Source organism: Streptomyces sp. NPDC058620 (assembly GCF_042717135.1).
Classification (GTDB): Bacteria; Actinomycetota; Actinomycetes; order Streptomycetales; family Streptomycetaceae; genus Streptomyces.
The window spans coordinates 13,301-25,186 of sequence record NZ_JBHXQO010000040.1 but is presented as its reverse complement, the minus strand read 5'-3'; the positions used below and the strand labels follow the sequence as shown (position 1 = coordinate 25,186).

The following is an 11,886-nucleotide window of genomic DNA, read 5'->3' as shown; positions in this document are numbered from 1 at the left end:
GTCAGTGCGACGACGGGTTGGCTTGAACCCGTCGTTCGGTGGGCGGTTCGCCGTCCGTGAGCCCCAAGAGCCTTCGTACCTGCGCATATTTCGCCGTCAGACGGGTACGCGTGGCCGGCTTCAGCACCGCGAGCCGGGCAGGGTCTGCGTTGTGGGCGAGATCCGACTCCTTGACGAGCAGGGCGCCGGGAGTCGCGAGAATCCTCGCGGTGTACGAGGAGAGGTCCTCGCCGTCCTTTTTGGTGACGGCGAGGACCATGTCTTTGACGGGCTGCGGCAGAGCCGCCCCGTCCAGCCACCGCCGGCTGAGCGCGTCGTCCTCGACGGCGTCGTGCAGCCAGGCCGCGGCGATCTGCTGGTCGCTCCCGCCCCGCTTCCGTACGCCTTCGGCGACCGCCGCCAGATGCTCGGCGTAGGGGCGTCCCGCCTTGTCGGTCTGGCCCGCGTGGGCCTCGCGGGCGATCGCCTCGACTTCGGCCAGGGTCAGTTGGGGAGTCGTCACGGGGCCGACTCTACGGGCGGAGGGTGACATGCGGCGGGGTTCGGCGGAGTCCCTAACCGGTCCGAAGAGTTGCAGTGTCAATCGTTCGGTAAACTAATTACTGACGATTCCTTGACGCGCTCTTGACCGAACGACCGAAGGACAGGCTCATCGGACACGCAGACACACTCATCGCCATGGGCGGCGCCTTCCTCGCCGCCGCGGTCCTCGCCCGCGTCGGCGGGCGGATCGGGCTGCCGACCATCCCCCTGTTCATCCTGGCCGGGATCCTGCTCGGCCCGCACACCCCCGGCATCGTCCTCGTCGCCGACCCGCACGACCTGGAGATGCTCTCCGCACTCGGCCTGGTGCTGCTGCTCTTCTACCTGGGGCTCGAGTTCCACCTCGACGACCTCAAGGAGGGCGGGCGCAAGATGGCGCTCGCCGGAGGCGCGTACCTCGCCCTGAACGTCGGCGCGGGGCTCGGATTCGGCTTCGCGCTGGGCTGGGGGACCTCGGAGGCACTGGTACTCGCCGGTGTCCTCGGCATCTCGTCGTCGGCCATCGTCACGAAGGTCCTGGTCGACCTCGGACGCATCGGCAATCCGGAGACCAAGCCGATCCTCGGCATCATCGTCGTCGAGGACGTCTTCCTCGCCCTCTACCTCGCCGCTCTCCAGCCGATCCTGTCCGGTGCGGACGGCCTCGGCGCGGCGGTCATGGACGGGGGCAAGGCGTTCGGCTTCCTGCTGCTGCTCGCGCTGGTCGCCCGCTTCGGCACCAAGGTCGTGTCCCGGCTGATCGACACGAAGGACGACGAACTCCTCGTCATCTCCTTCCTCGGCGCCGCGGTCTTCGTCGCCGGCGTCTCGGAGTGGTTCGGCGTCGCCGACGCGATCGGTGCCTTCATGGTCGGTCTGATGCTCGGGAGCACGACCTCGGGTGCGCGCATCCTCAAGCTGGTCCACCCGTTGCGGGACGCCTTCGGTGCGATCTTCTTCTTCGCCTTCGGCCTCTCGATCAACCCGGGCGACCTGCCCAGCGTGGTGTGGCCGGTGCTGGCCGCGGTCGCGGTGACCGTGGCGATGAACGTGTGCGCGGGCCTGGCCGCCGCCAAGGTGTACGCCTTCGGGCCGAAGGCCACGGCGAACATCTCCACGACGCTGCTGGCGCGCGGCGAGTTCGCCCTGATCCTCGCCACGATGGCGGCGGGCGCGGGACTGGACGAACGGCTTTCTCCGTTCATCGCCGGATACGTCCTCGTGCTCGCGGTCCTCGCACCGCTGGCCGCCGGACGCTCCCACGTTCTGGCCCGGCTTCTTCCCGGCGGACGCGACAAGGAGTACGGGGCTCTGCCCGGTTGACGGGCGTGAGGTTTCGACCGCTTCCGTACGGTTCGGTCGCGGTTCAGGTGCGGCGCGACAGCAGGAGCAGCGCGCGGTCGTCGTTGACGTCCTTGGCGCACGCCTCGATCAGATGCCAGGCGGCGCCTTCGAAGCCCGTGGCGACATAGCGGTCCGCTTCGCCGGTCAGCCGGTCGATCCCCTCGGCGATGTCCCGGTCCGAGGTCTCCACCAGGCCGTCGGTGAAGAGCATCAGGACGTCGCCGGGGGCGAGATGGCCCTTGACCGCGTCGAACTCCGCCCCGTCGTAGACGCCGAGCAGGGGGCCCTCCGCCGCCATCTCCTCCCACACGCCGCTGCCCGCGTGGAGTTGGAGGGCCGGCGGGTGGCCCGCGGAGAGGAGCTCGTAGTCGCCCGACTCCAGGTCCAGTACCAGGTGGATCGACGTGGCGAAGCCCTCGTCCCAGTCCTGGCGCAGCAGATAGCCGTTGGCGGCGGGCAGGAAGCCGTGCGGGGGCAGTGAGCCGAGGAGACCGCCGAAGGCGCCGGACAGCAGCAGGGCGCGGGAGCCGGCGTCCATGCCCTTGCCCGAGACATCGGTGAGGACGGCCTCCAGGGTGCGGCCGCCGTGGGTGCGTGCGGCGACGACGAAGTCACCGGAGAAGGACTGGCCGCCCGCGGGGCGCAGGGCCATCTCGCGGTGCCAGCCCTGGGGCAGCCTCGGCAGGGCGCTCTGGACGCGGATGCGTTCGCGCAGGTCGAAGAGCATGGTGCCGCCGCGCCGCCACGGGACGCCGACCCGGGCCCTGAACTGGGCGAGGACCAGGCCGAAGAAGCCACAGGCCGCGACCACCAGCACGGTGCCGGGGGTGACGCGGGCGGGCTCCGCGCCGTACGGGCCGAGCGCGATGGATTCGACGATCAGCGCGGCGGCGGCGGTCGCGTACAGGCCGAGGAGACTGGCCGGTCGCAGCAGCAGGCCGCCCGCGACGATCGGGAGGACGAGGGCGGCGGGGGCGCACCACAGCGGGTTGAGGAGGGTGGTGAAGGTGATGGCCGGAACGGTGAGCAGCAGACCGACGAGGGCGATCCAGTCGGAGCCGTCGCCGCGGAAGTAGTCCACGCCGGATTTGCGCAGCGCGATGCGGGCCCGGTGCGCCGATCTTCGCCACCGGGCCGCGTACGAGTCTGGTCCTCCGCGACGTGCCATTGCGGGGACCTTATCCACCCGGGCGGCTCCAGTGCAGGGGGACCCCGGCGACAATGCGTTCGAAATCGGGTAGCTCGTCCGGCGCACCCCTGGTAGGGATGGCATATGACGGCGCAACTTCGTGGCTGCGGCCTTCCGGATGGGACACCTGGTTCGGGAATCCGGAGCGGGCGTTCGGCGCGGTGTGCGGGCCCTGGGTGAGCCGCTCTGGCCGTCCTGACGGCTTCCGAGCCCGCGATCGGGTGCTGGAGGTGGAGGACGCCTTCTGCCCGTGGAACGCGGGGCGTTGGCGGCTCCAGGCCGACGTGAAGGGCGGCGCGAGCTGCCGGCGGACCGAGGACGAGGCGGATCCGGCTCTCTCGGTACGGGAGTTGGGGTCCGCGTACCTGGGGGGCGTGTCACTCGTCCCGCTGGCGGCGGGTGGTCCGTGGGGCTCAGCCCGCTTGGCAGGTGGGGCACCAGAAGAGGTTGCGGGCTGCCAGGTCCGCCGTGCGGATCTCCGTCGTGCAGATGTGGCACGGCTGGTGCGTGCGGCGGTAGACGTAGACCTCGCCGCCGTGGTCGTCGACGCGCGGGGGCCGGCCCATCGCCTCGGGCAGGTGCTCGGGGCGGACCGTGTCGATGCGGTTGTTGCGGACGCCTTCGCGCATCAGCAGCGCGAGGTCGGCCCAGATCGCGTCCCACTCGGCGCGGCTGAGGTCCTTGCCGGGGCGGTACGGGTCGATGCCGTGCCGGAACAGGACCTCGGCCCGGTAGACGTTGCCCACGCCCGCGACGACCTTCTGGTCCATCAGGAGCGCCGCGACGGTGACGCGGCTGCCGGAGATGCGCCGCCAGGCCCGCTCGCCGTCCTCGTCCGTCCGCAGCGGGTCCGGGCCGAGCCGGTCGTGTATCGCCTGTTTCTCGGCCGGGGTGATCAGGGCGCAGGTGGTGGGGCCGCGCAGATCCGCGTGGTGGTCAGCGTTCACCAGGCGCAGCCGGACCGTGTCCGTGGGCGGCGGGGCCGGGTTCTTGCCGAAACCCAGCTTGCCGAAGAGGCCGAGGTGGATGTGGACCCAGCCGGTGTGCCCGAAGCCGAGGAAGAGGTGCTTGCCGTGGGCGTCCACGCCCGTGAAGGTGCGGCCGTCGAGCAGGGCGGCGCTGGCGGAGAACTTGCCCTGCGGGCTGCTGACCCGTACCGGGGCGCCCGCGAACCGCTCGCGGTGGTCCGCGGCGAGGCGGTGGATCGTGTGTCCCTCGGGCACGTCGGCTCCCGTACAGGTGTGGGGTTGCTGTGACATGACCGTGCCGCCGGGACGGGCCCGGCGGCACGGATGAGACGGGTGCGGGCTCGGTCAGCCCTGCTGCGGGTGGTGGGCCGGGATCGGGGGGAGCTCGCCGGTCGCCTCGTACGCCGCGAGCATCTCGATGCGCCGGGTGTGGCGCTCCTCACCCGAGTACGGGGTGCCGAGGAAGATCTCGACGAACTTGGTGGACTCCTCCACGGAGTGCATCCGGCCACCGATGGCCACCACGTTGGCGTCGTTGTGCTCGCGGCCGAGCGCGGCGGTCTGCTCGCTCCAGGCGAGCGCGGCGCGGACGCCCTTGACCTTGTTCGCGGCGATCTGCTCGCCGTTGCCGGAACCGCCGATGACGATGCCCAGGCTGTCCGGGTCCGCTGCCGTCTTCTCGGCGGCGCGGAGACAGAACGGCGGGTAGTCGTCCTGGGCGTCGTAGATGTGGGGACCACAGTCGACGGCCTCGTGGCCATGGGCCGTCAGCCACTCGACGAGGTGGTTCTTGAGTTCGTAGCCGGCATGGTCGGAGCCGAGGTACACGCGCATGTTCCGAGTGTGGCACGAACATCACGGGGTATCCGTCAGCGGGGTCGGGGCACCCGGGGCCGGTTCCGGGCCCTTTGCGCGCCGTGTGCGCAACGCCACAGCGGCAACGATCCGGTGAACGAATCGGAAGAGGGGGTTCCTATTCCGGTACCTCCCGGGCTTGAATGCGTGACTGGCCGCCGCACCACCCCACACCCCCCATGGCGGCAACGCCCACAAGGCGCGATCAGAAAACGTAAGGACTCGATCCATGACGTCGCAGACGACTCTGGCGGAGCCGGGCGGACAGCCCGGTACGCCGGACAGCCCCGGCTCGCCGGACGGACTTCAGGCCGGACTCAAGAACCGTCATCTCTCGATGATCGCGATCGGCGGTGTCATCGGTGCCGGCCTCTTCGTGGGTTCGGGTGCCGGTATCGCCGCCGCAGGGCCCGCCATCCTCCTGTCGTACGCGCTGGTCGGCCTCATGGTCGTCTTCGTCATGCGGATGCTGGGCGAGATGGCCGTCGCCCGCCCGAGCTCCGGCTCCTTCTCGGCCTACGCCGACCAGGCCCTGGGCCGCTGGGCCGGTTTCTCGATCGGCTGGCTGTACTGGTTCTTCTGGGTCGTGGTGCTCGCCGTCGAGGCGACCGCCGGCGCGAAGATCCTGGAGGGCTGGATCCCCGGCGTACCGCAGTGGGCTTGGGCGCTCATCGTGATGGTGGTGCTGACGGCGACGAACCTGGTCTCGGTCGGCTCGTACGGCGAGTTCGAGTTCTGGTTCGCCGGGATCAAGGTCGTGGCGATCGGCGCCTTCGTCGTCGTCGGCTTCCTCGCCGTCTTCGGCTTCCTGCCGGGATCGGACAACCCCGGTTCGGGGATCGCTCATCTCACGGACAGCGGCGGGTTCTTCCCCGAAGGTCCCGGGGCCATCCTCACCGGTGTGCTGATGGTCGTCTTCTCCTTCATGGGCAGCGAGATCGTCACCCTGGCGGCCGGTGAGTCCGAGGACCCGCAGCGCGCCGTGTCCAAGGCCACCAACAGTGTGATCTGGCGCATCGCCATCTTCTACCTCGGCTCGATCTTCGTCGTCCTGACGCTGCTGCCGTGGAACGACCCGTCCATCGTCAAGGACGGCTCGTACGTCGCCGCGCTCAACTCCATCGGCATCCCGCACGCCGGCCAGGTCATGGACGTCATCGTGCTCACCGCGGTGCTGTCCTGCCTCAACTCGGGCCTCTACACGGCCTCGCGGATGGCGTTCTCGCTCGGACAGCGCGGTGACGCGCCGAAGGCGTTCGCCAAGGTGAACAAGCGCGGCGTGCCGACGGCGGCCATCCTGTCCTCGGTGGTCTTCGGCTTCGTCGCCGTCTTCTTCAACTACCAGTGGCCCGACACCGTCTTCGCGTTCCTGCTGAACTCCTCCGGCGCGGTCGCGCTGTTCGTCTGGCTCGTCATCTGCTTCACCCAGCTGCGGATGCGCGGCATCATCCTGCGCGAGTCGCCGGAGAAGCTGGTCGTACGGATGTGGCTCTTCCCGTATCTGACGTGGGCGACGATCGCGATGATCTCGTTCGTGCTGGTCTACATGCTGACCGACGACACCGGGCGCGAGCAGGTCATCCTCTCGCTGCTGGTCGCGGCGCTGGTGGTGGCGATCTCGCTCGTACGTGAGTTCCGCGGCCGGAAGCCGGGCGCCGTGGACGGCGTCGAGTCCGCCAACTCCGTGGACGCCGGAAAGAAGTAGTCGATACCTGACAGGCGATGTCAGGTATTACCGAAAGGCTCTCCTTCGCAAGCCCCCAGCGAGCGAACGGAGAGCCTTTCCATGTCTGCCACCATTTTCCGCCCCGGTGACGACGGTTACGCGACGGAGACGGCCGGTTTCCAGACCGGTTTCGCCCTCGCGCCCGAGCGCGTCGTGGCCGCCGCCGACGCCGGCGATGTCAGGGCCGGCGTGGCATACGCCGCCGCGCGCGGGCTGTCCGTGGGCGTCGAGGCGACCGGGCACGGACGGCCCGGCGCGAGCGCGGGCGGGGTGCTGATCAGTACGCGCCGGATGAACTCCGTCCACATCGATCCGGAGCGGCGCACCGCCCGGATCGGGGCGGGGGCCACCTGGGGGCAGGTGATCGAGGCCGCCGCCCCGCACGGGCTCGCCCCGCTCAACGGATCGTCACCGGGCGTCGGCGCCGTCTCGTACACCCTGGGCGGCGGACTGGGCGTACTGGCCAGGGAGTTCGGTTACGCCGCGGACCATGTCCGCTCCCTCGGCCTGGTGACCGCCGACGGCGTTCTGCGCCGGGTCACCGCGGACAGCGAGCCCGGTCTCTTCTGGGCGCTGCGGGGAGGTGGCCACCGCCTCGGGATCGTCACGGCCCTGGAGACCGGTCTGGTCGCCGTGGAGCGGCTGTACGGGGGCTCGATCGCCTTCGACGGCGGAAGCGGCGACACCGCCGCCGGCGTACTGCGCCGCTATCTGGAGTGGACACGGACCGTGCCCGGCACGCTGACGTCCTCGCTCTCCGCGCTGACGCTCCCCGGCATCCCCCAGGTCCCGGAGCCGATGCGCGGCCGGTACGTCGTCTCGGTGCGGATCGCGTACACCGGGAGCGCGGCGGAGGGTGCGCGGCTGGTCGCTCCGCTGCGCGAGGTGGCGCCCGCCCTCGCGGATTCGCTGCGGGAGATGCCGTACACCGACAGCCACACGATTCACAGCGATCCGCCGTTCCCGCACGCCTATTACGGCGACAGCGCGGTCCTCGGTGAGCCGGCGGCGGAGGCGGCCGAACGGATGCTGGAGCTGACGGGGCCGAAGGCGCCGATGATGACGGTCGTCCAGCTCAACCACCTGGGCGGGGCGCTGGCCCGGCAGCCCGCCGTGCCGAACGCGGTGCCGTACCGGGACGCCGGGTTCCTTCTGCGGCTGCTGTCGCCGCTGGACGGGACGGACGTGGCCGCGGTACGGGCGCTGTACGCGGAGGTGGCGGGCGCTTTGGAGGGCACGGTACTGGGGCGTTCGCTGAACTTCTCGTTCGGCGGCGGGGACCGTACCGGGAACTTCCATGAACCCCGGACACGCGAGAGGCTCGCCGGTCTGGTGTCGCGGTACGACCCGGCGAGCCTCTTCGGTGGGGCGTACGGCGTCAGCCGCTGAACTTCCGGCTCCGGCCGACGAGCTTCCAGGAGGCGGGCAGCGCACCCATGGCCAGGGCCGCCTTCAGTGCGTCCCCGATCAGGAAGGGCGTCAGGCCGAGCGCCACGGCCGAGCTCATCGACATCCCGGTGGAGAGCGCCAGGTACGGCACGCCGACCGCGTAGATGATGACGGAGCCGACCACCATCGTGCCGGCGGTACGCAGCACGGAACGGTCGCCGCCGCGGCGGGCCAGGCCGCCGACCACGGTGGCGGCGAGCAGCATGCCCAGCACGTAGCCGAACGAGGCGCCGCCCGCGCCGGACGTGCCGCCCGCGAACCACGGCATGCCGGCCATACCGATCAGCGCGTACAGCCCGAGGGAGAGGAAGCCGCGGCGGGCGCCGAGCGCCGTGCCGACGAGGAGCGCCGCGAAGGTCTGGCCGGTGACGGGGACCGGGGAGCCGGGGACCGGGACGGCGATCTGGGCCGCGAGGCCGGTGAGGGCGGCGCCGCCCATGACCAGGGCCGTGTCGACGGCGTAGCGGTGCCGGGCCGCGGGCAGCAGGTCGGCGAGGACCGCTCCGGAGCGGATGGGGGTGGCGGCGAGACTCATCGGGACTCCGCGGGTGAGGGCAGCAGGACAGGTGACTCCGGCCGACGTTAGCCCACGGGTTAACGATCGATCACCATCAGCCGCCCACAAAGCGGGGGTTGGGGAATTGGTCGGGTTCGAACAAAGCGCGGAACGCAATCGCACCTGGGCGTGACGCTCGTCACTGAGGTGGGGGCGGGGCGGGGCCCCTCACCGGGGCCGGTCCGACGGCGTGAGACTGTAGGTTCCCCATAAATGATCCGAGAGTGACCCGCACCCCATGCACGACTCACCTCCCCCCGCGCAGTCCGAGCCGTTGTCCCACGGTCTGAAGCAGCGCCATCTGACGATGCTCGGACTGGGCGGGGTGATCGGCGCCGGGCTGTTCGTCGGTTCCGGCGCCGGGATCGCGGTCGCGGGTCCCGCCATCGTCCTCTCGTACCTGATCGCGGGCGCGCTCGCGATGCTGGTGATGCGGATGCTCGGCGAGATGTCCTCGGCGATGCCCGCCTCCGGCTCCTTCTCCGTCCACGCGGAGCGGGCGCTGGGCCGCTGGGCAGGTTTCAGCGCGGGCTGGCTCTACTGGTTCCTGCTGGTGGTCGTGCTCGCCGTGGAGGCGACGGCCGCCGCGCAGATCGCGCATGGCTGGGTGCCCGGTGTGGAGCCGTGGGCCTGGGTCCTGGTCTTCATGGTGGTGTTCACCGCGGCCAATCTGACGGCGGTGAAGAACTTCGGCGAGTTCGAGTTCTGGTTCGCCGCGCTCGAGGTCACCGCGATCGTGGTCTTCCTGGTGCTCGGGCTGCTGGCGATCTTCGGAGTGCTTCCGGACACCGATCCGGTGGGGCTCACCAACCTGACGGGACAGGGCGGGTTCCTGCCGAACGGCTGGGACGGGGTGGTCTCCGGCGTACTGACCGTGGTGTTCGCCTTCGGCGGCCTGGAGGTCGTCACCATCGCGGCGGCCGAGACCGACGATCCGGCGCGGGCGGTGGGGCGAGCGGTGCGCAGCGCGGTGGTGCGCATCCTCTTCTTCTACGTCGGTTCGATGCTGGTGATCGTGACCGTGCTGCCGTGGACCGCGCAGCAGGCGGGGCTCAGCCCGTATGTGAAGGTCCTGGACGCGGTCGGGGTACCGTCCGCCGGGCAGATCATGAACATCGTGGTCTTCGTGGCGCTGCTGTCCGCGCTCAACGCCAATCTGTACGGCTCGTCCCGCATGATCTTCTCGCTGGCCGAGCGAGGCGAGGCGCCGCGGGCGCTGCTGAAGGTGTCCGGCGGCGGCCGGGACGGTGGGGTGCCCCGGCGGGCGGTGCTGGCCTCCGTCGCCTTCGGCTTCGTCTCCGTCCTGCTCAATCTGAAGTGGCCCGACTCGGTCTTCCTCTACATGCTCAACTCGGTCGGTGCGGTGCTCCTGTTCGTCTGGGGTCTGATCGCGGCGTCCCAGTTGCGGCTGCGCGGCCGGATCGAGCGTGAGGCGCCCGAGGCGCTGACGCTGAAGATGTGGTGCTTCCCGTACCTGACCTGGCTGACGCTGGCCGGACTGCTCGGCGTGCTGGTGCTGATGCTGACCGACGACGCGGCGCGCCCCCAGGTGCTGTGGTCGGCCGGGGCTACGGGACTGGTGCTGCTGGTCGCGGTGGGGCGGGAGTTCAGGGGCCGCCGGGATGTCGCCCCATAAGTAGCCGGGTGTGCACCATGTGTGAGCCTGGTGACCGTATAGCGGACAACCGTTCCCCCTGGGCGGGGTGTTGCCCAGACTGTGGGCCTCCCCTGTCCCGGCTACCGAACTGAGCTCGTCCATGTCCCGGACCTCCGCGCCGCCCCCCACCGCCGGACCGAACTCCCCCGGCACCGCCACGGTCGACTCCGCCCTCACCCACGGACTCAAGCAGCGCCACCTGTCGATGATCGCCCTCGGCGGTGTCATCGGCGCCGGGCTGTTCGTCGGCTCCGGCGCCGGTATCGCGGCCGCCGGCCCCTCGATCGTCGTCGCCTACGGCATTTCCGGACTGCTCGTCATGTTCGTGATGCGCATGCTCGGCGAGATGTCGGCCGCGAATCCGGCGTCCGGTTCCTTCTCCGTGCACGCCGAGCGTGCGATCGGCCCCTGGGCGGGTTTCACCGCCGGGTGGGCGTTCTGGGTGCTGCTCTGTGTCGCGGTGGGCCTTGAGGGCATCGGCGCCGCGAAGATCGTCACCGGCTGGCTGCCCGGGACCCCCGAGTGGGCCTGGGTCGCGCTCTTCATGGTGATGTTCCTCGGTACGAACCTGGCCGCCGTGAAGAACTTCGGCGAGTTCGAGTTCTGGTTCGCCTCGCTCAAGGTCGTCGCCATCACGCTCTTCCTGGTGCTGGGCGTCCTGGCCATCCTCGGTGTACTGCCGGGCACGGACGCGCCGGGCACGTCCAACCTCACGGGGGACGGCGGCTTCCTGCCCAACGGTTCCGACGGCTTCATCATCGGACTCCTCGCCTCCGTCTTCGCGTACGGCGGTCTGGAGACCGTCACCATCGCGGCGGCCGAGTCGGAGAACCCGGTGCAGGGTGTCGCGAAGGCCGTGCGGACGGCCATGTGGCGGATCGCGCTGTTCTACGTCGGCTCGATGGCGGTCATCGTGACCCTCGTCCCGTGGGACGACCCGAAGGTCGCCGCAGTCGGCCCGTTCTACGCGGCCCTGGACCACCTCGGCATCACGGGCGCCGCCGAGATCATGAACGTGGTCATCCTCGTCGCGCTGCTCTCCGCGATGAACGCCAACATCTACGGCGCCTCGCGCATGGTCTGCTCTCTGGTGGCGCGGGGCCAGGGACCGGCGCGGCTCGGCAAGATCACCTCGGGTGTTCCCCGCCGGGCGGTTCTCATCTCCTCCGTCTTCGGATTCCTGTGCGTGCTGCTCAGCTACTGGCGGCCCGACGACGTCTTCCCCTGGCTGCTCAACATGATCGGGGCGGTGATCCTGGTGGTGTGGATCTTCATCGCGGTCTCGCAGCTGCTCCTGCGCGGCCGGATGGAGCGGGAGGCTCCGGAGAAGCTGGTCGTGCGGATGTGGCTGTTCCCGGCCGGGACGATCGTGGCGCTGGCCGCCATGGGCGGGATCTTCCTGCTCATGCTGCGGCAGCCGGACACGCGCGACCAGTTGCTGGCCACGGGTGCGCTGACGCTGGTGCTGGCCGCGATCGGTGTGTGGCGGCAGCGGAAGGGTGCCGGGGCCGTCCGGTAGCCGTTCCTGTCCCGGAGCGCCGGACGGGCCCGTACGGGTGGCCCGTCCGGCGCTCGCGCGTGGGCGCGAGCCGGCGCCAAGTCCGGGCGCCCCACCCGTAC

10 protein-coding genes and 1 pseudogene are annotated in these 11,886 nt (G+C 70.5%); 6 read left to right on the top strand and 5 right to left on the bottom strand.

Annotated elements, in window-relative coordinates; translation table 11 throughout:
• Window position 1: 1 nt before the first annotated feature.
• Window positions 2–502, bottom strand: coding sequence for an HD domain-containing protein (locus tag ACFWSK_RS28085; RefSeq protein ID WP_383791853.1), 501 nt, complete (start codon window positions 500–502; stop codon window positions 2–4).
• 176 nt (window positions 503–678) lie between these two features.
• Between ACFWSK_RS28085 and ACFWSK_RS28080 the strand changes: the two genes are divergently transcribed.
• Complete coding sequence (locus ACFWSK_RS28080) at window positions 679–1,845, top strand: cation:proton antiporter (RefSeq protein WP_383791922.1); 1,167 nt, start codon at window positions 679–681, stop codon at window positions 1,843–1,845.
• A gap of 43 nt (window positions 1,846–1,888) precedes the next feature.
• On the opposite strand, the gene ACFWSK_RS28075 is transcribed toward ACFWSK_RS28080, so the two are convergent.
• On the bottom strand, window positions 1,889–3,034 hold the full coding sequence (locus tag ACFWSK_RS28075) for a PP2C family protein-serine/threonine phosphatase (RefSeq protein ID WP_383791851.1): 1,146 nt from the start codon (window positions 3,032–3,034) through the stop codon (window positions 1,889–1,891).
• Window positions 3,035–3,270: 236 nt separating this feature from the next.
• Between ACFWSK_RS28075 and ACFWSK_RS28070 the strand changes: the two are divergent.
• A pseudogene (locus tag ACFWSK_RS28070) lies at window positions 3,271–3,459 on the top strand (sterol carrier protein domain-containing protein); the annotation flags it as partial.
• Between the two features lie 9 nt (window positions 3,460–3,468).
• On the opposite strand, the gene ACFWSK_RS28065 reads toward ACFWSK_RS28070, so the two are convergent.
• Both ACFWSK_RS28065 and ACFWSK_RS28060 read right to left on the bottom strand, forming a co-directional pair.
• Window positions 3,469–4,278 carry an Fpg/Nei family DNA glycosylase gene (locus tag ACFWSK_RS28065; RefSeq protein WP_383791848.1) on the bottom strand — a complete coding sequence of 270 codons (810 nt, stop codon included), beginning with the start codon at window positions 4,276–4,278 and terminating at the stop codon, window positions 3,469–3,471.
• Window positions 4,279–4,368: 90 nt separating this feature from the next.
• The gene (locus ACFWSK_RS28060) at window positions 4,369–4,857 is read right to left on the bottom strand and encodes a ribose-5-phosphate isomerase (protein WP_383791845.1); all 489 of its coding nucleotides are present in this window, start codon (window positions 4,855–4,857) and stop codon (window positions 4,369–4,371) included.
• Window positions 4,858–5,107: 250 nt separating this feature from the next.
• On the opposite strand from ACFWSK_RS28060, the gene ACFWSK_RS28055 reads away from it, so the two are divergent.
• Together ACFWSK_RS28055 and ACFWSK_RS28050 are read left to right on the top strand one after the other, a co-directional pair.
• Window positions 5,108–6,583, top strand: a complete 1,476-nt coding sequence (locus ACFWSK_RS28055; protein WP_383791841.1) for an amino acid permease — start codon at window positions 5,108–5,110, stop codon at window positions 6,581–6,583.
• 81 nt (window positions 6,584–6,664) lie between these two features.
• Window positions 6,665–7,993 carry an FAD-binding oxidoreductase gene (locus ACFWSK_RS28050; protein ID WP_383791838.1) on the top strand — a complete coding sequence of 443 codons (1,329 nt, stop codon included), beginning with the start codon at window positions 6,665–6,667 and terminating at the stop codon, window positions 7,991–7,993.
• Here ACFWSK_RS28050 and ACFWSK_RS28045 read toward each other — a convergent pair.
• Complete coding sequence (locus ACFWSK_RS28045) at window positions 7,983–8,588, bottom strand: biotin transporter BioY (RefSeq protein ID WP_383791835.1); 606 nt, start codon at window positions 8,586–8,588, stop codon at window positions 7,983–7,985. The two genes, ACFWSK_RS28050 and ACFWSK_RS28045, sit on opposite strands and share 11 nt — an antisense overlap.
• Window positions 8,589–8,847: 259 nt before the next feature.
• On the opposite strand from ACFWSK_RS28045, the gene ACFWSK_RS28040 reads away from it, so the two are divergent.
• Together ACFWSK_RS28040 and ACFWSK_RS28035 are read left to right on the top strand one after the other, a co-directional pair.
• The gene (locus ACFWSK_RS28040; protein ID WP_383791832.1) at window positions 8,848–10,245 is read left to right on the top strand and encodes an amino acid permease; all 1,398 of its coding nucleotides are present in this window, start codon (window positions 8,848–8,850) and stop codon (window positions 10,243–10,245) included.
• 121 nt (window positions 10,246–10,366) lie between these two features.
• The gene (locus tag ACFWSK_RS28035; protein ID WP_383791829.1) at window positions 10,367–11,785 is read left to right on the top strand and encodes an amino acid permease; all 1,419 of its coding nucleotides are present in this window, start codon (window positions 10,367–10,369) and stop codon (window positions 11,783–11,785) included.
• Window positions 11,786–11,886 lie beyond the last annotated feature (101 nt).